This is a genomic window from Streptomyces sp. MMCC 100, from assembly GCF_041538145.2.
In the GTDB taxonomy this organism is placed as follows: Bacteria; Actinomycetota; Actinomycetes; order Streptomycetales; family Streptomycetaceae; genus Streptomyces.
In genome coordinates, this window is sequence record NZ_JBGORK020000001.1 from 6,545,806 (window position 1) to 6,565,786 (window position 19,981).

Annotated in this window: 18 protein-coding genes; 11 read left to right on the plus strand and 7 right to left on the minus strand. The window is 72.5% G+C overall.

The genetic code is table 11. The features are described 5' to 3' along the window. The first annotated feature begins 11 nt into the window (after positions 1–11). The 6 genes from ABS735_RS30155 to ABS735_RS30180 all read left to right on the plus strand — a co-directional run bounded on the left by ABS735_RS30155 (position 12) and on the right by ABS735_RS30180 (position 5,455). A complete protein-coding gene (locus tag ABS735_RS30155) occupies positions 12–1,469 on the plus strand; it encodes a penicillin-binding transpeptidase domain-containing protein (RefSeq protein ID WP_373902434.1) in 1,458 nt (485 codons plus the stop codon). 45 nt (positions 1,470–1,514) lie between these two features. Next, positions 1,515–2,018 carry a DUF3291 domain-containing protein gene (locus ABS735_RS30160; protein ID WP_373902435.1) on the plus strand — a complete coding sequence of 168 codons (504 nt, stop codon included), beginning with the start codon at positions 1,515–1,517 and terminating at the stop codon, positions 2,016–2,018. A gap of 147 nt (positions 2,019–2,165) precedes the next feature. Next, the gene (locus tag ABS735_RS30165; protein WP_373902436.1) at positions 2,166–3,104 is read left to right on the plus strand and encodes an AurF N-oxygenase family protein; all 939 of its coding nucleotides are present in this window, start codon (positions 2,166–2,168) and stop codon (positions 3,102–3,104) included. Positions 3,105–3,166: 62 nt separating this feature from the next. Beyond that, positions 3,167–3,820, plus strand: a complete 654-nt coding sequence (locus ABS735_RS30170) for a TetR/AcrR family transcriptional regulator (RefSeq protein ID WP_373902437.1) — start codon at positions 3,167–3,169, stop codon at positions 3,818–3,820. A 71-nt stretch (positions 3,821–3,891) separates the two neighbouring features. Further along, complete coding sequence (locus tag ABS735_RS30175; protein ID WP_373902438.1) at positions 3,892–4,215, plus strand: hypothetical protein; 324 nt, start codon at positions 3,892–3,894, stop codon at positions 4,213–4,215. Positions 4,216–4,318: 103 nt separating this feature from the next. Next, positions 4,319–5,455 (plus strand): C40 family peptidase, encoded by a 1,137-nt coding sequence (locus tag ABS735_RS30180; protein ID WP_373902439.1) that lies wholly within the window; start codon positions 4,319–4,321, stop codon positions 5,453–5,455. Positions 5,456–5,662: 207 nt separating this feature from the next. Here the strand turns inward: ABS735_RS30180 and ABS735_RS30185 are convergent, their stop codons facing one another. The 5 genes from ABS735_RS30185 to ABS735_RS30205 are packed head-to-tail and all read right to left on the minus strand — an operon-like array spanning position 5,663 to position 11,634. Next, complete coding sequence (locus ABS735_RS30185) at positions 5,663–6,925, minus strand: styrene monooxygenase/indole monooxygenase family protein (RefSeq protein ID WP_373902441.1); 1,263 nt, start codon at positions 6,923–6,925, stop codon at positions 5,663–5,665. A 30-nt stretch (positions 6,926–6,955) separates the two neighbouring features. Further along, positions 6,956–7,597: a GTP-binding protein gene (locus ABS735_RS30190; RefSeq protein ID WP_003973677.1), complete on the minus strand. Its 642-nt coding sequence runs from the start codon at positions 7,595–7,597 to the stop codon at positions 6,956–6,958. Then, positions 7,578–8,030: a DUF742 domain-containing protein gene (locus tag ABS735_RS30195; protein ID WP_373902442.1), complete on the minus strand. Its 453-nt coding sequence runs from the start codon at positions 8,028–8,030 to the stop codon at positions 7,578–7,580. Before ABS735_RS30195 ends, ABS735_RS30190 begins: the two co-directional genes overlap by 20 nt. Further along, positions 8,027–8,539: a roadblock/LC7 domain-containing protein gene (locus ABS735_RS30200; protein WP_373902443.1), complete on the minus strand. Its 513-nt coding sequence runs from the start codon at positions 8,537–8,539 to the stop codon at positions 8,027–8,029. The genes ABS735_RS30195 and ABS735_RS30200 overlap by 4 nt, the downstream gene beginning before the upstream one ends. Then, entirely contained in the window at positions 8,536–11,634 is a 3,099-nt protein-coding gene (locus tag ABS735_RS30205; RefSeq protein WP_373902444.1) for a sensor histidine kinase, read from the minus strand. Before ABS735_RS30205 ends, ABS735_RS30200 begins: the two co-directional genes overlap by 4 nt. Positions 11,635–12,087: 453 nt before the next feature. On the opposite strand from ABS735_RS30205, the gene ABS735_RS30210 reads away from it, so the two are divergent. Continuing rightward, complete coding sequence (locus tag ABS735_RS30210; protein ID WP_373902445.1) at positions 12,088–12,879, plus strand: protein phosphatase 2C domain-containing protein; 792 nt, start codon at positions 12,088–12,090, stop codon at positions 12,877–12,879. Positions 12,880–12,909: 30 nt separating this feature from the next. Here the strand turns inward: ABS735_RS30210 and ABS735_RS30215 are convergent, their stop codons facing one another. Next, positions 12,910–13,404 carry a MarR family winged helix-turn-helix transcriptional regulator gene (locus ABS735_RS30215; protein ID WP_373902446.1) on the minus strand — a complete coding sequence of 165 codons (495 nt, stop codon included), beginning with the start codon at positions 13,402–13,404 and terminating at the stop codon, positions 12,910–12,912. A 248-nt stretch (positions 13,405–13,652) separates the two neighbouring features. Here ABS735_RS30215 and ABS735_RS30220 point away from each other — a divergent pair, with 248 nt between their 5' ends. Next, on the plus strand, positions 13,653–14,480 hold the full coding sequence (locus ABS735_RS30220) for a lysozyme (protein ID WP_373902447.1): 828 nt from the start codon (positions 13,653–13,655) through the stop codon (positions 14,478–14,480). Between the two features lie 75 nt (positions 14,481–14,555). Here the strand turns inward: ABS735_RS30220 and lon are convergent, their stop codons facing one another. Further along, a complete protein-coding gene (gene lon, locus ABS735_RS30225) occupies positions 14,556–16,979 on the minus strand; it encodes an endopeptidase La (protein WP_373902448.1) in 2,424 nt (807 codons plus the stop codon). A gap of 168 nt (positions 16,980–17,147) precedes the next feature. Between lon and ABS735_RS30230 the strand changes: the two genes are divergently transcribed. The 3 genes from ABS735_RS30230 (at position 17,148) to ABS735_RS30240 (ending at position 19,815) form a co-directional block, all read left to right on the plus strand. Continuing rightward, on the plus strand, positions 17,148–17,846 hold the full coding sequence (locus ABS735_RS30230; protein ID WP_373902449.1) for a spermidine synthase family protein: 699 nt from the start codon (positions 17,148–17,150) through the stop codon (positions 17,844–17,846). Positions 17,847–17,959: 113 nt separating this feature from the next. Beyond that, on the plus strand, positions 17,960–18,694 hold the full coding sequence (locus ABS735_RS30235; RefSeq protein WP_328562646.1) for a response regulator transcription factor: 735 nt from the start codon (positions 17,960–17,962) through the stop codon (positions 18,692–18,694). After that, positions 18,691–19,815, plus strand: coding sequence for a sensor histidine kinase (locus tag ABS735_RS30240; RefSeq protein WP_373902450.1), 1,125 nt, complete (start codon positions 18,691–18,693; stop codon positions 19,813–19,815). The genes ABS735_RS30235 and ABS735_RS30240 overlap by 4 nt, the downstream gene beginning before the upstream one ends. Positions 19,816–19,981 lie beyond the last annotated feature (166 nt).

Genomic DNA, 19,981 nt, shown 5'->3' on the forward strand with positions numbered 1-19,981 from the left:
GAGCGGCCGAGGTGACCCGGAACATCCGGCACGCGGCCGTCTTCTGCGCCCTGCTGCTGGTCGCCCTCGTGGTCAACGCGGCCCGGGTGCAGATCGCCCAGAAGCCGGAGTACGACGACAACCCGGCCAACCGCCGCCCCGACATCGCCCGCTACCAGCAGCCGCGCGGCGACATCCTGGTCGGCGGCAAGGCGGTCACCGGGTCCCGGGACACGGGCGAGCACCTGCGCTTCGAGCGGACCTACGCGAACGGGCCGATGTACGCGCCGATCACCGGCTTCGCCTCCCAGGCGTACGGGACGACGCTGCTGGAGCACGCCGAGGACGGACTGCTGTCCGGCGCCGACCCGATGCTCGCGCCGCTGCCGCTGTGGAACGACGTCACGGGGGCCCACAACCCGGGCGGCGACGTGGTGACGACGATCGACGGGGCCGCGCAGCGAGCGGCGTTCGAGGGGCTCCGCGGGCGCAAGGGGGCGGTGGCCGCGATCGAACCGGCCACGGGCCGCGTCCTGGCCCTGGTCTCCAGCCCCTCCTACGACCCCCAGCTGCTGTCCGGGAACAGCGCGGCCGCCACCCGCACCTGGAACCGGCTCAACGCCGACCCGGACAAGCCGATGCTCAACCGGGCGGTGAGCCGGACCTATCCGCCGGGTTCGACCTTCAAGGTGGTCACCGCGGCGGCGGCGCTGGACGCGGGCGTGATCCGCGACCTGGACGCGCCGACCCGCTCCCCCGACCCGTACACCCTGCCCGGGACGCGGACGAAGCTCACGAACGAGGCCGACGGATGCCTCGACGCCTCGCTGCGGGAGGCGTTCGAGTGGTCCTGCAACACGGTGTTCGCCAAGCTCGGCGTCGACGTGGGCGTGAACGGCATGACGGCGATGGCGGAGGCCTTCGGCTTCAACGACGACGGGCTGCGGGTCCCCTTCCCCGTCGCACGGAGCACCTTCGACGCCTCGGTGGACCGCGCCCAGCTCGGCCTGTCGTCGATCGGGCAGTACAACACCCGGGCGACGCCGCTGCAGATGGCGACGGTGGCGGCGGCGGTGGCGGGCGGCGGCCAGGTGCGCTCGCCCTACCTGGTGGAGCGGACGCTGCGGGCGGGCGGCAGCCTGGTGGCGGCGGCCGGCTCACGTCCCTCCCGGGAGGTGATGCGGCCCTCGACGGCGGCGCTGCTCAAGGAGCTGATGACCGGTGTGGTGGACAAGGGCACCGGCGCGAAGGCCGCGATCCCGGGTGCCACCGTCGGCGGCAAGACCGGCACCGCCCAGCACGGCGTGGGCAACTCGGGCACGCCGTACGCGTGGTTCATCTCCTGGGCGCGGGGCGACGGGGACGTGGAGCCGAAGGTCGCGGTCGCGGTGGTGGTCGAGGGTTCGGCGGCGGACCGGGAGGGCATCAGCGGGGGCGGGCTGGCGGCGCCGATCGCGCGGGGGGTGATGGAGGCGGTGCTCGCGGGGTGAGACGGGGGTACCGCGACCCGCGGCCCCCGACCTAACGTTCGGTACATGACTGACGCAGCGTACGAACTCGCCCAGGTCAACATCGCCCGCCTCAAGGCCCCCCTGGACTCACCGCAGTTGAAGGACTTCGTGGACGCGCTCGATCCGGTGAACGCGTCCGCCGACGCGGCGGACGGCTTCGTGTGGCGACTGCAGAGCGACGGCGGGGACGCGACCGACATCCCGGTCTTCGGCGACTCCTGGCTGATCGTCAACCTGACGGTGTGGCGGGACGCGAACGCGCTGACGGCGTTCATGTACCAGGGACAGCACCGGGAGATGCTGGCGCGGCGACGCGAGTGGTTCGAGCGGCTCGCCGAGGCCGTCACCACCCTGTGGTGGGTGCCGGCGGGCCACCGCCCCACGGTCGCGGAGGCGGAGTCCCGCCTGCTCCACCTGCGCGCCCACGGCCCCACGCCGTACGCCTTCACCCTGCGGACGTCCTACCCGGCCGGGGCGTCGGTGCCCGTGCCCGGCGAGGTGCCGGAGGGGCTGGGCTGCTCGGTCTAGGAACCTGAACACCTCTCACTTCTTTACTCGCAGTCAACAAGTTCCGCGCAGGGGATTGACGAGCTTGCTGACACGCAGTCTCATAAGACGCAGCACGCTGGAGTGACCGCGGGTAACACGATCCGTTCGACGAGGTGGGACACAGCCATGACGACCCTGACGGAAGCCGACGCGCTCGAGGGCCTGCGCGACGCCCTCGGCCTGCTCAAGGACCGGGAGCAGGTGGCCGAACGGCTGCTCGACTCGTCCGCCAAGCACTCCTTCGACCCGGACAAGGAGCTGGACTGGGACGCGCCGTTCGAGGACGGCAAGTGGTTCTGGCCGCCGGAGCTGGTGTCGCTGTACGACACGCCGATGTGGCAGCGGATGAGCGAGGAGCAGCGCATCGTCCTCTCCCAGCACGAGGCCGCCGCGCTCGCCTCGCTCGGCATCTGGTTCGAACTGATCCTGATGCAGCTCCTGGTCCGGCACATCTACGACAAGGCGGCGACGAGCGCCCACGTGCGCTACGCGCTGACCGAGATCGAGGACGAGTGCCGGCACTCGAAGATGTTCGCCCGGCTGATATCGCGCGGCGAGACCCCCTGGTACCCGGTGAGCCCCGTCCACCAGCACCTGGGGCGCCTGTTCAAGACGATCTCCACCACGCCCGGCTCCTTCACCGCCACGCTGCTCGGCGAGGAGGTCCTGGACTGGATGCAGCGGCTGACCTTCCCCGACGAGCGGGTCCAGCCGCTGATCCGGGGCGTCACGCGCATCCACGTCGTGGAGGAGGCCCGGCACGTGCGGTACGCCCGTGAGGAGCTGCGCCGGCAGATGGTGACGGCCCCGAAGTGGTCGCAGGAGTTCACCCGGGTCACCTCCGGCGAGTTCGCCCGCGTCTTCTCCATCGCCTTCATCAACCCGGAGGTGTACACGAACGTCGGCCTCGACAAGCGCGAGGCCCTGGCCCAGGTCAAGGCCAGCGGCCACCGCAAGGAGATCATGCAGACCGGCGCGAAGCGCCTGACCGACTTCCTGGACGACATCGGCGTCCTGCGCGGCGTCGGCCGGAAGCTGTGGCGGTCTTCGGGGCTGCTGGCGTAGACCGGCCGGTCCGGTCCGCTGACGTGGGTGGGCGCCCGGTCGTGCGGGTTACGCTGCGGTTCATGACCCCGCAGGCTCCCACCCCCGCCTACCGCCGCCTCAACGTCGAGGAGCGCCGCGTCCAGTTGCTGGAGGCGGCGCTCGCCCTCTTCGCGCACCGGCCGCCGGAGGAGGTCTCCCTGGACGACGTGGCCGAGCAGGCCGGGGTCTCACGGCCGCTGGTGTACCGGTACTTCCCCGGCGGCAAGCAGCAGCTGTACGAGGCCGCGCTCGGCTCCGCCGCCGCCGAGTTGCGCCAGTGTTTCGACGAACCCCGCCAGGGTCCGCTGCTGGCCCGGCTCTCCCGCGCTCTGGACCGCTACCTCACCTTCGTCGACGAGCACGACACCGGCTTCAGCGCCCTGCTGCGCGGCGGCAGCGTGGTCGAGACCTCGCAGACCTCGGGCATCGTGGACGGCGTACGCCGGGCCGCCGCCGACCACATCATGAGCCACCTGGACGTCACCGGGCCCGGCCCCCGGCTGCGGATGACCGTCCGGATGTGGATCACGGCGGTCGAGGCGGCCTCGCTGATCTGGCTGGACGAGGACAAGCAGCCGCCCGTCGACGAGCTGCGGGACTGGCTGGTGGAGCAGTTCCTCGCCGTGCTGACGGTCACCGCCCGCCGCGACCCGCAGACCGCGACGCTGGTCGAGGCGCTGGCGGCGGACCTCTGACACCGGGCGCCGGCCTCTGACACCGGGCGCCGCCCTCTGACACCGGTGCGCCGATCACCGACACTGGTGCCGTGAAGAGCGAAGACACCCCCTTCGAGGGCGGCCCCATGGACGGACGCGTGCTGCCCGTCCTGGTCGGGATGACCGGGCACCCGCCGAAGACGTACCGCATCCCCGTACCGGACCCTGACGGCGGCCCGCCCACCGTGCTCGTGTACCGGCGCGTGCCCCGGGACTCCCGGGGCGGGCTGCGGTTCGCCCGGTGGAAGTACACGTACGACCCCTCGGGCAGGAAGGGATCCGACCGGAAGTGGCCCTGGTCGAAACCGGACCGCTCGGCGGCCGCCGATCCAGACGCCACGCCGGGTGGCAAGCCGGACGACGCGGACGGGTGACCCGGTTGCGCCGAACCGCGCACACTCGGCGCGCGAAGGCTCAAAAGGCGCCCCATGCTCACCGTGCGGAGCGGACCCGCCGCCCCGCACCGGAGGTGATGGTGTGCCAGGAAGGCTTCTGCGTCTGGTGTGTACGGCGGCGCTCGCGGCCGGGATCGTCCTCGCGCCCGTGCCCGCCGCGGCCGAACCCGCACCCGATGCGACCGGCGACCGCACGGTGGCCGATCTGCTGACGGACCTTCAGCGGCTGTACCGGGAGGCGGAGAAGGCCACCGAGACCTACAACGGCACCGAGGAGCGCCTGAAGAAGCAGCGCGCCGAGGTGCGGCGGCTGGACGCCGAGCTGGCGCGGGCCCGGCTGTCCCTGCACGACAGCCGTGGGGCGGCCGGACGGCTGGCCCGGCAGCAGTACCAGAGCAGCAGCGGCCTCTCCCCCTACCTGCGACTGCTGCTGGCCCGCGACCCGCAGCACGCGATCGACCAGGGTCATGTGATCGGCCGGCTGGCCCGGGAACGGGTCGAGACCGTGGGCCGCCTGAGCGGTGCCGAGAAGAAGGCCGAGGGACTGGCCCGGCGCTCGCGCGAGGCCCTGGCCCGGCAGACCGCCCTCGCCGAGACCCAGGAGAAGGATCGGGACGACGTACGCGAACGCCTGGGCGCCGTGGAGAAGATGCTCGCCTCCCTCACCCCCGAGCAACTGGCCGCGCTGGCGGAGCTGGAGAGCAGCGGGGTCGCCGAGGAGCAGGAGCGGTTCCTGGCGTCCGGCGCGCTCGGCGACGACGCCAAGCCGTCCGCCGAGGGCGACCGGGCGGTGCGCTTCGCGGTGGAGCAGCTCGGCAAGCCGTACGAGTGGGGCGCCGAGGGCCCGGCGTCGTACGACTGCTCCGGGCTGACCTCCGTCGCCTGGGAGCGGGCCGGGACGCCGATCCCGCGGACCAGCCAGGAGCAGTGGGCGCGCCTCGACCACGTGGCGCTGGACGAGCTGCGCCCCGGCGACCTGGTCGTGTACTTCCCCGAGGCCACCCACGTGGCGATGTACCTCGGGGACGGCATGGTCGTCCAGGCGCCCCGCCCCGGCGCCGACGTCAAGGTGTCGCCGATCGCCGCCAACCCGGTGCTGGGCGCCGTACGTCCCGACCCCGGTGGGGAGCCCGTACCGCGCTACACGCCACCGAGGCTCCCCGCGGCGGCGACGGACGGGTCGGACGAGGGGTACGCGGCCGCGGGACCGGTCCGGTGAGTTCCGGGCCCCGTGCACGGCACGCGCCGCAACGGCCGTGCGCCGGGGGGTTCCGCGGGTGTGTCCGGGGCCGCGGGAGACGTCGGACGCTCGCGCCGGTCTCGCCGCGCCGCACGTCGTCCGCCCCGCCCGTCCGGCGGGACCGGGGTCCCCGACGGACGCGAGGCGTATCCGCCGGTGGGGTGCCCCGCGTGACCGCCGGAGGCCCTACGCGCCCGCGGCGCCGGAGACCTCCATCAGGTAGCCCTCGGTCTTCGCGGGGTCGTAGAAGAAGTTTTCGAAGTCGGCCGGGTCGTTGAAGCCGTTGGCGAAGCGGTCGGCGACCGGCTGGAGCTGTCCGGCGGCGCCGATCAGGTTCAGGACGTGCTCCGGCGGCGGGGCCAGCATGGCGTTGGTCCACTTGGTGACGTGCTGGGCCGTCTGCCAGTAGCGGTCGAAGGTCTGCTGCATCCAGGCCTCGTCGAACTCCTTCTCGCCCTGCTCCAGGATCGAGGCGAGGTAGGAGGCGGCGCACTTGGAGGCGGAGTTGGAGCCCTGGCCGGTGATCGGGTCGTTGGCGACGACCACGTCGGCCACGCCGAGGACGAGTCCGCCGCCGGGGAGGCGGCCGATCGGGTTGCGGACGGTGGGGGCGTAGCGGCCGGCCAGGGTGCCGCCGGCGTCGGTCAGTTCGACCTTGGTGGCCCGCGCGTACTCCCAGGGGAGGAACTTCTCCATGAGTTCCAGGGTCAGGGAGAGGTGCTCCGCCGGGTCCTTGACGTCCTTGAAGGCGTCGAGCGGGCCGCCGGGTATGCCCTCCCAGAACAGGATGTCGGCGCGTCCCGAGGTGGTGAACGTCGGCATGATGAACATCTCGCCGACGCCGGGCACCAGGTTGCAGCGCACGGCCTCCGTCTCGGGGTGCTCGGGGCGCGGGCCCATCCCGTGCACGTAGGCGACGGCGAGGGCGCGCTGCGGCTCGGCGTACGGGGAGCGGGAGGCGTCGCGGCCGAACATCTGGACCAGCTCGCCCTTGCCCGCCGAGACCAGGACGAGGTCGTAGGCGCGGGAGAAGTAGTCCAGGTCGCCGACGGCGGCGCCGTGGATGACCAGCTGGCCGCCGCGCTGCGCGAAGGTCTCCATCCAGCCGGCCATCTTCACCCGCTGGTCGACCGACTGCGCGAAGCCGTCGAGGTGGCCCAGCCAGTCGATCGCCCGCTGCGAGGGGCCCGGGTCGAAGGAACCGGGGGCCGCCACCGAGACGCCGAGCCCCTCGATCTTCGGGGCCTGGGACTCCCAGAAGTTCAGCTGGAGATCGCGCTCGTGCTGGAGTGCCGTGTGGAACATGCACTGCGTCGACATGACCCGGCCGGTGCGGATCTCGTCCGCGGTCCGGTTGGACATCAGGGTGACCTCGTAGCCGTGCGACTGCAGGCCGAGGGCGAGCTGGAGACCGGACTGGCCGGCTCCGACGACGAGTATCTTCCGCATGCGGTTTTCCGTCTCCTACTCGGGGTTCGTCTACTCGGGTGTTTCGTCGAGCGCGTGGCCCACGAGGGACAAGAGGGTCTCGATGGCCGAGATCCGACGGCGCGCATCCATGATCATGACAGGTATGTGCGCCGGGATCGTCAACGCCTCCCGCACGTCCTCCGCCTCGAACAGCTCACTGCCGTCGAAGTGGTTGACCGCGACGACGTACGGCAGTCCGCAGCTCTCGAAGTAGTCCAGCGCCGGCCAGCAGTCCTTCAGGCGCCGGGTGTCGGCCAGCACGACGGCGCCGATCGCGCCGCGCACCAGGTCGTCCCACATGAACCAGAACCGCTGCTGGCCCGGTGTGCCGAACAGGTAGAGCACCAGGTCGTCGTCGAGCGTGATGCGGCCGAAGTCCATGGCCACGGTGGTGGTGAGCTTGCCCGGGGTGGCGGTGAGGTCGTCGGTCTCCTCGCTCGCCTCGGTCATCAGCGCCTCGGTCTGCAGGGGCGTGATCTCCGAGACGGCGGTGACCAGCGTGGTCTTGCCGACGCCGAACCCTCCCGCGACGACGATCTTCGTGGCGACCGGCGCGCGGGTGGGATCCGTCTGCCAGGGCTGCACGGGCCCGTCGGTGTCGACGAGCGGGGGGACGCCGAACGCGGCGGCGTCAGAGACGACGGAGTCCACTGAGCACCCTTTCGAGCAGAGCGCGGTCCGGGCGGCCCGTGCCGTGGCCGGTCCCGGTGCCGTACACACGGATCTTTCCCTGGTCCGCGAGGTCGCTGAGGAGCACGCGGACCACGCCGAGCGGCATCTTCAGCAGCGCGGCGATCTCGGCCACCGTACGCATACGGCGGCACAGTTCGACGATGGCCCGCATCTCCGGCATCACGCGGGAGGTGAGGCCGCCGTTCGTCAGTTCCCGGCGCTCCTCGGCGGCTTCGAGCGCGGCGGTTCCGGCCGTGGCGCCGACGAACGTCTCGACGAGCAGGACGTGACCGAAGCGGGTCCGGCCGCCGGTGAGCGAGTAGGGGCGTACGCGGGCGGGTTTGCGGTCGGCGCCGCGCACGGGGAGGTGCCCCCGGCCGTTCTTTCCGGGTTTTCCGGGACTGCTGCTCATCGGGCACTCCCCGTCGGCTGGGACGACTCGGACTCCAGGGACTTGCGCAGTTCGCTGCGGAGTTCGGGGGTCAGGACGTGGCCGGCACGGCCGACGAAGAGCGCCATGTGGTACGCCACGACGCTCATGTCGCACTCCGCGGAGCCGTGCACGCCGAGCAGCGAGCCGTCGCTGATCGACATGACGAACAGGCTGCCCTCGTCCATGGCGACCATCGTGTGCTTCACGGAGCCGAAGTCCATCAGCCGGGCGGCGCCGACGGTCAGGCTGCCCACGCCGGAGACGACGGTGGCGAGGTCGGCGGCGGAGCCGCGCGGACCCGCCCGGGTCGTCTCCCGGGCCTGCCGGGCCTCCTCGTTGCGGCCGGGGTCCGAGGACAGGAGCAGGAGCCCGTCGGAGGAGACCACGGCGACCGACTTGATGCCGGGCACCTCCTCGACGAGGTTGGTCAGCAGCCAGTGGAGATTGCGGGCTTCACTGCTCAGTCCGAAGGTACTGGGCGCGGTCAACTGCTTGCCTCCTCGACGGTGCCCCCCGTGGCTTCTTCGGTTGTGTCTGCGTCGGCCGGCACCTGGTGCGGTCCGGTGCGCTCGGCGATCTCCGCCTCGACGTCCCGGCGGCCGGCCTCCGCCCCCCGGCGGAATCCGCCCAGGCGCCGGCGGAGGGCGTCGGCGTCGACGGAACCCGACGTGCGTGGGCGGGGCACCGCGGCGGGGGTGGTGAGCTTCGGGGTCCGCTTGGGCAGGCCCTTGTCGGTGACGGGATCGTGCGGTTCGGCTCGGTGCGCTTCGGCACCGGCGCCGGTCGCGTCCGGGGTGTCCGCTGCGTCCGGGGTGTCCGCAGCGTCCAGGGCGTCCGCCGCACCGGGGGTGTCCGGCGTCCGGGCCGCGCCCTCGTCCGGCGTGCGGTCGTGGGCGTCGGGTCCGATGGCGTACGGGTCGGCGGCGGGCTCCGGCCGGGCCTCCGGTTCGGCGACGGCCGGAAGGAAGAGGGTCATCGTGGCGTCGTCGGGGAGGTCGCTGCCGGGGGCGGCTCGGTCCGCGGGGGCTGCCGCGTCCTGGCCGGGCTGCTCCGGGGCGGACGCGTCGGCCGCGGTACCGGCCTCGTCCGGAGCGGGGTCCTGGGCGCCGGGCCCGGGGCCGTCCGGTCGGCCGGCATCCAGGGTCCCGGGGTCCGGTGTCTCCGAGCGGGCGGGCTCCGGTTCCGTGGCCTCGGTCGCGTCCGAGTCCGCGCGGGACGCGTCCGCGTCCGCCTCGGCACGGCGTACGGCTTCCTCCGCCGAGGCCACCAGCGGGTCGGTGCCGGGCTCCGGATCCGGGCCGGCCTCCTCGGCGCCCTGTTCCGCCTGCACCGCCTTCTCCGCCCGCCCGTGCAGGACGTTGGAGTTGGCCTCCGCGTCGGCGCCGGGCAGGGAGAAGGAGCCGGTGCCGTCGGACACCGGCACGGTCGGGGCCAGCGCCGCCGGCGGAGCCGCCGCGAGCAGCGGGGCCGGGAGCACGACGACGGCCGCCACCCCGCCCTGCTTCTGCTCCCGCAGCCGCACCCGCGCCCCGTGCCGGTGGGCGAGCCGGGCGACGACGTAGAGGCCGAGCCCGAGGCCGTCCTCGCCCTCCTGGTCGTACGGCGCTTCCGGGTCGAAGTCGGTGAGGCGGGCGTTGAGCCGCTGGAGGCGTTCGGTGGCCATGCCGATGCCCTCGTCCTGGACGGAGAGCATCACCTCGCCGTTCTCCAGCAGCCAGCCGGAGACCTCGACGGGCAGGTCCGGCGGCGAGAAGGAGGTGGCGTTCTCCATCAGCTCGGCCAGCAGGTGGGAGAGGTCGTCGGCGGCGAACCCGGCCACGTGCGCGTGCGGCGGCAGCGCGGCGATGCGCACCCGCTCGTACCGCTCGATCTCGCTGACCGCGGCCCGGACCACGTCGACCAGCGGAACCGGAGAGGCGCTGTGCTGGACGTGCTCGGTGCCGGCGAGGACGAGGAGGTTCTCGCTGTGCCGGCGCATGACCGTGGCGAAGTGGTCGAGCTTGAACAGGGTGGCGAGGCGGTCCGGGTCCTGCTCGCGCTCCTCCAGGCTCTCGATGACGGCGAGTTGCCGCTCGACCAGGCCGAGGGTGCGCAACGCGAGGTTGACGAAGGTGGAGCCGATGCTCTTGCGCACCACCTCCAGCTGGGCGGCGGACGCGGCGAGTTCGGCGCGCAGTTCCTCGCGGGCGTCGGCCATCTTCTGCCGCTGGCCGACCAGGTGCTTGCGGTCGGACTCCAGCGTGGCGACCCGCCCGGCGAGCGTGGCGGCCTGCGTGTGCAGGGCGTTGACGGAGCGGACGACCTGCGCGAACTCGTCGTTGCGGCCGGTGAAGGCGACCGGCTCCTGGGCCGTCGGGTCCTCCGCCTGGGCCAGCCGGGCCGAGCCGCGGCGCAGCACCGACAGCGGGCGGGTGAGGGTGCGGGCCAGGGCGGTGGCGATGCCGACGGCCAGCAGGATCAGGGCGCCGAGGACGGCGATCCGGATCTCCAGCGCGGTGACGTCGTCGTCGCGCAGCTGCTCCAGGGCCTTGACGCGCTTCTCGTACAGGGCGGACTCGGCGCCGCGCATCGCGTCGACGCGGGCGGAGAGGGCGGCATCCAGCCGCTTGGTGCTGGTGCGCAGGTCGCCGTCGGAGAGCGTCGGCTCGTCGGTGAGGCCGGCGAGGTACTTCTCGGCCGAGTTGACCTCGGGCCCGGCGACCGTGGCGTCGAAGCTGCTCCGCGCCTCCTTGGGGGCACCCTCGCGGAAGTCGGCGAGAGCGGCGTCGGAGCGGACCCGGGCCTGCTGGGCGGCGGCGGAGAGCGCGTCGCGCTGCTCGGCGTCGGCGTCCGAGGAGGTGGTCGTCTCGGTCGGCAGGCCGGTGACCGGGTCGATGACGGTCTGGGTGGTGCTGGGCACGTTCAGGGCCGCGAGCAGCAGACCGCGGGTGGCGGCGGCCTGCTGGACGGCGGTGTCCAGCTCGGCGAGGGCGTACGCGCCGGAGCCCGCGCGGGGCGGCATCTCCTCGCCCAGCTTCTCGGCCAGGGCGTGGAGTTCGGTGATCGCCTCTGAGTACGCCTCGTGGGCTTCCAGCGCGGTGCTCTTGCCGGTGAGCGCGGCCCGGCGCAGCGCGGAGACGGCGTCGAGGTCCTCGCGCAGGGAGGCGGGCGTGTCGGGGTCGGCGCGCAGTTCCTCGACCTGCCGGTCGACGCGGGCGCTGCGCTGCTCGGAGGGCGCCTTGGACTTGGGGCGGCCGGCCGCGATGTACGGGGTGACCTCGTCGCGCTCGTCGGCGAGGGAGTGGGCGAGGGTCAGGGCGCCCTGGGTCTGCTCGGCGAGCGTCACCAGTTGCTGGGAGTCGTTCAGTTGACCGGAGGCGGCCACGACCGACGGCGCTCCGGCCCCGGCGACGGCGGCTGCCACGACCGCCACGGCGACGATCAGGCGGTTGCGTACGTGGGTGGGACGGCCCTTGCCGACGGGCGTCTCCGGCGGCGGAGGGGTGGAGTTTCCGGGGGTGCCGGGGGTGTGCTCCGCGCTCCCCGCGGGGGCCGTCTGCTTGCCTGTGCGACGAGGCCGCGTCTTCTGCACCGGTGCTCGCATTCCTGACTCGTGTACCCGTGGGCCCGGGTGGCGCTCCGTCAACTGGCCGGTCGGGGGTGCGTGCACCCTTCACCGGACGCTGGGCCGTCCCCCGGCCGCCGGCAGCGCGTCGGGCGGGGAGACCGCGTGAGCGGGGCAGGCCCCCCACCGGTTCCCGACCCTCCCAGTGCCGGTGGTCGGTGAGCGCGCATCATCCGACCCGCCACCCGAAGGAGTGAACCCCGGAGGGGAGTTGAGGAGCAAGTTCCCCCGGCTCGTGCCGCACGGTTGTCCGGCGAGCCGGTTGGACGTCTGCGACGGGCGGTGGCACTATGTGCCGCCACGCGCCGCCGGAGCATGGAATTCCACCCCAAATCCGGCGCCTGACCTGCGTCGCGGCGTCGATCCCGGGAGAACCCGAGGAAGGTGTCAGCCCTTTGTGAACGCCGTGAAGGGGTCGTGCAGACTGGCCGGATGCGTACGGAACTCGTCTCGGAACCAGGCCTCGCCGACCAGCCCAACGAGGACTTCGCGAGCGTCGGACTACCGGCCTCGGGAGAGGGCGGCGCACTCGTCGTGCTGGACGGTGTGACACCGCCACGGACCGCGACGGGCTGTCTGCATTCCGTGCCCTGGTTCACGGCGCGCCTGGGTGGAGCGCTGACCGAACTGACCGTTTCACTCCCGGATCTTCCCCTCGCCGAGGCCCTGTCCCGCGCCATCGCTCGTACCGCGGCGGCGCACGCGGAAACCTGTGACCTTTCTCACCCGCGTACGCCTCAGGCAACCGTGGTTCTCGCCCGCTGGTCCCCGGCCGCGGTCGAGTACCTGGTCCTGTCCGATTCGGCCCTGCTCCTGGAGGCCCCCGACGGCACCCTCACGCCCGTCCTGGACGACCGGTTGTCCCGGCTGCCCCGCTCGGCCCTCGCGACCGACGCGATGGTCGACGCCGACCTGCGCAACAAGGAGGGCGGCTTCTTCACGGCCGCGGCCGACCCCGGGGTGGCCGCTCGCGCCGTGACGGGGGCGCTGCCGCGCGCATCGGTGCGAACGGTGGCGGCGCTGACGGACGGGGCCGCGCGGTGGGTGGAGAAGTTCGGGGAGGGCGACTGGACGGAGTGCCTGGCGCTGGTGCGCAAGCAGGGCGCGCAGGCCCTGGTGGACCGGGTGCGGGAGCTGGAACGCGCGGACGCGGCGGGCGACCGGGTGTTCCTCGGGCGCAGCAAGACGCATGACGACGCGACGGTGGTCTACGCCGAGCTGTGAGAGGGGCGGCGGAACCGCCGGGGCCCGGGGCTACTTCTCCATCCCGTGATTGAGTTCGTGCAGCAGGCGGGCCAGTTCCGACACCTCGCGCGGGTCCCAGCCGGCGAGCCGGCGGGCGTACCGGGCGCGGCGGGCCTCCCGGACCCGGCCGACGCGTTCCTGGCCCTCCGGGGTCAGGGTGACGAGCCAGGCCCGGCCGTCGGCGGGGTCGGGCTCGCGGGCGACGAGCCCGAGCTCCTCCAGGGCGCGCAGCTGGCGGGACATCGTCGCCTTGCCCACGCCGATGAAGGCGGCGAGGTCGGTGGCGCGCTGGCCCCCGCACTCGCCGAGCCGGACCAGCAGGCCGTACGCCGACGACTCCAGGTCGGGGTGGACCTCCCGGGCCATCTCGCCCTGGTTGGCCCGGGCCCGCCGCAGCAGGACCGTCATCTCCCGCTCCAGGGCCAGGAACTCGGGTTGGTTCACACCACTGCCGGACAGGTGGGATCCAACTCCGCGACCGCCGCCGTTCCCGTCTTCGTGCACGTCAGCCCCTGCCTCGATTTTCCGGTCCTGAAAGTTTCCGCCACGGGCCGCCATCACCGCAGCTCGCCAAGTATTTCGCAGGCTTAGACCAACGGCGGCTTCCGGTGCCTCTTCCACCCGCCGTTTCTACGTGCGTAGAGTCTTCACCGGACCTCCGGATGGCATGCGCACGCCATCCAGTGCCATCCAGGGGGTCTCCCCACTCGCGCATCCCCCACCGAGCACCACCGAGCCATCGGAGGCACGTCATGCTCGTGCACAGACCCGGATCGGCCCGCGGACGGCGCTTCGCCGTCACCGGGGTCCTGCTCGCCGCGTTCTCCCTCGTGTTCACCCTTCCGGCCGACGCGTCGTCGTCCGCCGACGTCCCGCCGCGCGGCTCCGCCCACATGGGCATGGGCGTCGCGGCCCACGACGGCGAACACGGCACCCCCGTCCCGGGCCGCGCGGCCCAGACCGAGGGCGTCGACGTCTCCAGCCACCAGGGCAACGTTGCCTGGTCGACCCTGTGGAACAGCGGGGTCAAGTGGGCCTACGCCAAGGCCACCGAGGGGACGTACTACACCAACCCCTACTTCGCCCAGCAGTACAACGGCTCCTACAACGTCGGCATGATCCGGGGCGCGTACCACTTCGCCACCCCGGACACGACGAGCGGCGCCACCCAGGCCAACTACTTCGTCGACCACGGCGGCGGCTGGTCCAGGGACGGCAAGACGCTGCCGGGCGCGCTCGACATCGAGTGGAACCCGTACGGCGCCACCTGCTACGGCAAGTCGCAGAGCGGGATGGTGACCTGGATCCGCGACTTCCTGAACACCTACAAGGCCCGCACCGGCCGGGACGCCGTGATCTACACGGCCACCAGCTGGTGGACCCAGTGCACCGGCAACTACGGCGGCTTCGCCGCGAACAACCCGCTGTGGATCGCCCGGTACGCCTCGACGGTGGGCACGCTGCCGGCCGGCTGGGGCTTCTACACGATGTGGCAGTACACGTCGTCCGGTCCGACGGTCGGCGACCACAACAAGTTCAACGGCGCGCTGGACCGCGTCCAGGCCCTCGCCAACGGCTGACGGGCCCGCGCGGACAGACGAAGGCCCGGACTCGGCGGAGTCCGGGCCTTCCCCTTTTCCCGTCCGGTCACGCCGTCACGCCGCGACCGGAACCTCCCGCTGCGCCCCGTTGGCGGCGGGGGCGAGCGCCAGTTCCAGGACCTGGCGGACGTCGGTGACGGCGTGGACGTCGAGCTTGTCCAGCACCTGGGCCGGGACGTCGTCCAGGTCGGGCTCGTTGCGCTTGGGGATGATCACCGTGGTGATCCCCGCCCGGTGCGCGGCGAGCAGCTTCTGCTTGACCCCGCCGATCGGCAGCACCCGCCCGGTCAGCGAGACCTCGCCGGTCATCGCCACGTCGGTGCGGACCAGCCGGCCCGAGAGCAGCGAGGCGAGGGCCGTGGTCATGGTGACGCCGGCGCTCGGGCCGTCCTTGGGGACCGCGCCCGCCGGGAAGTGGATGTGCGCTCCCCGGTCCTTCAGGTCGCCCACCGGCAGCTCCAGCTCGGCGCCGTGGCTGCGCAGGAAGCTCAGCGCGATCTGCGCCGACTCCTTCATCACGTCGCCCAGCTGACCGGTCAGGGTCAGCCCCGCCGCGCCGGTCTCCGGGTCGGCCAGCGACGCCTCGACGTAGAGGACGTCGCCGCCCGCGCCGGTGACCGCGAGGCCGGTGGCCACGCCCGGCACCGAGGTGCGCCGCTCCGCCGGGTCCTGCGCGGACTCGGGCACGTGGTGCGGCCGGCCGATCAGACCGCGCAGGTCGGCGTCGGTGACGGTGAACGGCAGCTCCCGCTCGCCCAGTTCGTGCTGGGCCGCCACCTTGCGCAGCAGCCGCGCGATGGACCGCTCCAGGGTGCGCACGCCCGCCTCGCGGGTGTACTCGCCCGCCAGCTTGCGCAGCGCGCCCTCGTCGACGGTGACCTCGTCGGCGTCCAGTCCCGCCCGCTCCAGCTGGCGCGGGAGCAGGTGGTCACGGGCGATGACGACCTTCTCGTCCTCGGTGTAGCCGTCGAGGCGGACCAGCTCCATGCGGTCGAGCAGGGCCTCCGGGATGGCCTCCAGGACGTTGGCGGTGGCCAGGAAGACCACGTCGGACAGGTCCAGCTCGACCTCCAGGTAGTGGTCCCGGAAGGTGTGGTTCTGGGCCGGGTCGAGGACTTCGAGCAGGGCCGCGGCCGGGTCGCCCCGGAAGTCGGAGCCCACCTTGTCGATCTCGTCGAGCAGGACGACCGGGTTCATCGACCCCGCCTCCTTGATCGCCCGCACGATCCGGCCGGGCAGCGCGCCGACGTACGTACGCCGGTGGCCGCGGATCTCGGCCTCGTCGCGGACACCGCCGAGGGCGACGCGGACGAACTTGCGGCCCATCGCGTGGGCGACGGACTCGCCGAGCGAGGTCTTGCCGACGCCGGGCGGGCCGACCAGGGCCAGCACGGCACCGCCACGCCTGCCGCCGACGACGCCGAGGCCCCGGTCGCCGCGCCGCTTGCGCACGGCCAGGTACTCGGTGATGCGCTCCTTCACGTCCTCCAGGCCCGCGTGCTCGGCGTCGAGCACCGCCTGGGCGCCCCGGATGTCGTAGGCGTCCTCGGTGCGCTCGCTCCACGGCATCTCCAGGACCGTGTCGAGCCAGGTGCGGATCCAGGAGCCCTCGGGCGACTGGTCGGAGGACCGCTCCAGCTTGTCGACCTCCTTGAGCGCGGCCTCGCGGACCTTCTCGGGCAGGTCGGCGGCCTCGACGCGGGCGCGGTAGTCGTCGGACTCCTCGCCGTCCTGCTCGCCGTTGATCTCGCGCAGCTCCTTGCGTACGGCTTCGAGCTGGCGGCGCAGCAGGAACTCCCGCTGCTGCTTGTCGACGCCCTCCTGGACGTCCTTGGCGATGGTCTCGGCGACGTCCTGCTCGGCGAGGTGGTCGCGCAGCTGCTGGGTGGCGAGCTTGAGGCGGGCGACCGGGTCGGTGGTCTCCAGCAGCTCGACCTTCTGCTCGGTGGTCAGGAACGGCGAGTAGCCGGAGTTGTCGGCGAGCGCGGACACGTCGTCGATGGCCTGGACCCGGTCGACGACCTGCCAGGCGCCGCGCTTGCGCAGCCATGCGGTGGCGAGTGCCTTGTACTCCGTCACCAGCTCGGTGACCTGGCCGGGCAGCGGCTCGGGGACGGTCTCGTCGACCCGGGTGCCCTCGACCCAGAGCGCGGCACCCGGGCCGGTGGTGCCGGCGCCGATGCGCACCCGGCCCCGGCCGCGGATCAGGGCGCCGGGGTCGCCGTCGGCCAGGCGGCCGACCTGCTCGACCGTGCCGAGCACGCCGGTGGCGGCGTGGGTGCCGTCGATGCGGGGGACGAGGAGGACGCGGGGCTTGCCGGGCTCGGACCTGGCGGCGGCCTGGGCGGCCTCCACCGCGGCCCGTACCTCGGCGTCGCTCAGGTCCAGGGGGACGACCATTCCGGGCAGGACCACTTCGTCGTCGAGCGGCAGCACGGGCAGGGTGAGCGGTGTGAAGGCGGCGGACTCAGCAGCCATGATCTCCCCTTCGGCAGTCAAGTTGAGTTACATCGACTCAATGAAAGCGAGTCCTTGATTGTTCCCCAGGGCGTGTTCGCTCTGAGCGATCAAGCGCCGCGGGGGCACTTCCCGCCTCTGGGGACAGCACCGTCGTACCGGTCGGCATTCCTTTGCCAGGATGGGCCGATGCCCCTCACTACCCACGACTCCCCCGACGCCCCCGAGGTGCTGGACCGCCGCGAGGGTCCGTACGGCGAGGTGGTCCTGCGTCGGCACGGGACGCTGCTGCAGATCATCGCGAACGGCTGCTTCCTGATGGACACCTCCGACGGGCGTTCGGAGCGGCGCCTGATCGACGCGGCGGCCGACGCGCTGGCCGCCTCCGGCGGGCGGACCGCGCCGCACCTGCTCATCGGCGGGCTCGGCGTCGGCTTCTCCCTCGCGCACGCGGCCGCCGATGACCGCTGGGGCAGGATCGCGGTCGTCGAACGCGAGGGCGCCATCATCGACTGGCACCGCGCCGGGCCGCTGGCCGCGCTCTCCACCGACGCGCTGGCCGATCCGCGCGCGGAGATCGTCGAGGCGGACCTGGTCGAGTACGTCAATGAGACATCCGACACGTACGACGCCCTGTGCCTGGACATCGACAACGGCCCCGGCTGGACCGTCACCGAGGGCAACGACGGGCTGTACGCGCCGTCCGGACTGGCGGGCTGCGCACGGCTGTTGAGGCCCGGCGGGGTGCTTGCCGTATGGTCCGCGCAGCCCTCTCCGGAATTCGAAGAAACCTTGCGTAATGCCGGTTTCCAGCAGGTGCGTACCGAAGAGATCCCCGTTGCCCGGGGCGTTCCGGACGTCGTTCACATCGGCATCGGGCCTGGATAGCAAAGGCGCGGTGACTCCCCGTACGCTGCTGCCCTGACGCGGATCATTCAAGCGTCAAGCGCAGTCATGGGATCACCCCACGGATTCCGGAAAGCACACCTCAGGGGCGGGCGATGGAGCAGACACAGACCTCCCACAACAACACGGCCACCCAGGGCGCCCAGCGCCGGGTGCTGGTGGTCGAGGACGATCAGACGATCGTGGACGCCATCGCGACCCGCCTGCGCGCCGAGGGATTCCTGGTGCAAACGGCGGGCGACGGACCGTCCGCCGTCGACACGGCCGAGGCATGGCAGCCCGACCTGCTGATCCTCGACATCATGCTGCCCGGCTTCGACGGCCTGGAGGTCTGCCGCCGTGTGCAGGCCCAGCGGCCGGTGCCGGTGCTGATGCTCACCGCGCGCGACGACGAGACGGACATGCTGGTCGGCCTCGGCGTGGGCGCCGACGACTACATGACCAAGCCCTTCTCGATGCGCGAGCTGGCCGCCCGCGTGCACGTGCTGCTGCGGCGGGTCGAGCGGGCCGTGGTGGCCGCCTCGACGCCGCGCAGCGGCATCCTGCGCCTGGGCGAGCTGGAGATCGACCACGCGCAGCGCCGGGTGCGGGTGCGCAGCGAGGATGTCCACCTCACGCCGACCGAGTTCGACCTGCTGGTCTGCCTGGCGAACACCCCGCGCGCGGTGCTCTCCCGCGAGCAGCTGCTCGCCGAGGTGTGGGACTGGGCGGACGCCTCGGGCACCCGGACCGTGGACAGCCACATCAAGGCGCTGCGCCGGAAGATCGGCGCCGAGCGCATCCGTACCGTGCACGGCGTGGGCTACGCGTTGGAGACGCCGACGCCATGAGCCGAGGACGGGAAGCCGCACGGAGGAACCCCGGCCCTCGGAGCACCGGGGATCCCTGGGGTGGCGTACGCCCGTTCTCGATCAAGACCAAGCTGGGCGCGCTGGTCGTCACATCGGTGCTGATCACCACCGGCCTCTCGGTGATAGCGGTGCACACCAAGACGGAGCTGCGCTTCATCACGGTGTTCTCGATGATCGCCACGCTGCTGATCACGCAGTTCGTGGCGCACTCGCTGACCGCGCCGCTGGACGAGATGAACGCCGTCGCCCGGTCCATCTCCCACGGCGACTACACCCGCCGGGTGAGTGAGAACCGCCGCGACGAGCTGGGCGACCTGGCCGTCACCATCAACCGCATGGCCGACGACCTGGAGGCCCAGGACCTCCAGCGCAAGGAGCTGGTGGCGAACGTCTCGCACGAGCTGCGCACCCCGATCGCGGGCCTGCGCGCGGTGCTGGAGAACATCGTCGACGGGGTCACCGAGGCCGACCCCGAGACCATGCGCACGGCGCTCGGGCAGACCGAGCGGCTCGGCCGGCTGGTGGAGACGCTGCTGGACCTCTCCCGCCTGGACAACGGCGTCATACCGCTGCGCAAGCGGCGCTTCGAGGTGTGGCCGTACCTGTCGGGCGTGCTGAAGGAGGCCAACATGGTCGCGTCGGCCCGCGCAGGCATTGCTTCCGGTTCCGGCAGCCACACCCGCACCGACGTGCACCTGGCCCTGGACGTCTTCCCGCCGGAGCTGACCGCGCACGCCGACCCCGAGCGCATCCACCAGGTCGTCGCCAACCTCATCGACAACGCCGTCAAGCACAGCCCGCCGCACGGCCGGGTGACGGTCAGGGCGCGCCGCGGCGAGCTGCCGGAATCCCTTGAGCTGGAGGTTCTCGACGAAGGGCCCGGCATTCCGCGCTCGGAGTGGCGCCGGGTGTTCGAGCGGTTCAACCGGGGTTCGGTGTCGCGGCCTCACGGTCCGGGCAGCGACGGCGGCACCGGTCTGGGCCTCGCGATCGCGCGCTGGGCGGTGGATCTGCACGGCGGCCGGATCGGGGTGGCCGAATCCGAGCGGGGCTGCCGGATCCTCATCACTCTTCCGGGCCTGCCGTCGACGTCCGGTTGACGTAGGGTTCGAAGCGGAGCGTCAAGATCCACTGCATCCGCCCTGGCGGACACGTGTGATCAGGCACAGGCCCGCGTTTTTTCAGGCGCCGGGTCGCGGTCTCCCGATCCCTCACGCAGCAGAACCTCGCTTGTTTCCCGCCATTTCCAGCGCCGAAACGCGGTCT

Coding starts and splice junctions, on each gene's coding strand:
- ABS735_RS30160 (WP_373902435.1), top strand. CDS start 1,515: ATGACTGACGCAGCGTACGAACTCGCCCAGGTCAACATCGCCCGCCTC.
- ABS735_RS30165 (WP_373902436.1), top strand. CDS start 2,166: ATGACGACCCTGACGGAAGCCGACGCGCTCGAGGGCCTGCGCGACGCC.
- ABS735_RS30170 (WP_373902437.1), top strand. CDS start 3,167: ATGACCCCGCAGGCTCCCACCCCCGCCTACCGCCGCCTCAACGTCGAG.
- ABS735_RS30185 (WP_373902441.1), bottom strand. CDS start 6,925: ATGCGGAAGATACTCGTCGTCGGAGCCGGCCAGTCCGGTCTCCAGCTC.
- ABS735_RS30195 (WP_373902442.1), bottom strand. CDS start 8,030: ATGAGCAGCAGTCCCGGAAAACCCGGAAAGAACGGCCGGGGGCACCTC.
- ABS735_RS30205 (WP_373902444.1), bottom strand. CDS start 11,634: ATGCGAGCACCGGTGCAGAAGACGCGGCCTCGTCGCACAGGCAAGCAG.
- ABS735_RS30210 (WP_373902445.1), top strand. CDS start 12,088: ATGCGTACGGAACTCGTCTCGGAACCAGGCCTCGCCGACCAGCCCAAC.
- ABS735_RS30220 (WP_373902447.1), top strand. CDS start 13,653: ATGCTCGTGCACAGACCCGGATCGGCCCGCGGACGGCGCTTCGCCGTC.
- lon (WP_373902448.1), bottom strand. CDS start 16,979: ATGGCTGCTGAGTCCGCCGCCTTCACACCGCTCACCCTGCCCGTGCTG.
- ABS735_RS30230 (WP_373902449.1), top strand. CDS start 17,148: ATGCCCCTCACTACCCACGACTCCCCCGACGCCCCCGAGGTGCTGGAC.
- ABS735_RS30235 (WP_328562646.1), top strand. CDS start 17,960: ATGGAGCAGACACAGACCTCCCACAACAACACGGCCACCCAGGGCGCC.
- ABS735_RS30240 (WP_373902450.1), top strand. CDS start 18,691: ATGAGCCGAGGACGGGAAGCCGCACGGAGGAACCCCGGCCCTCGGAGC.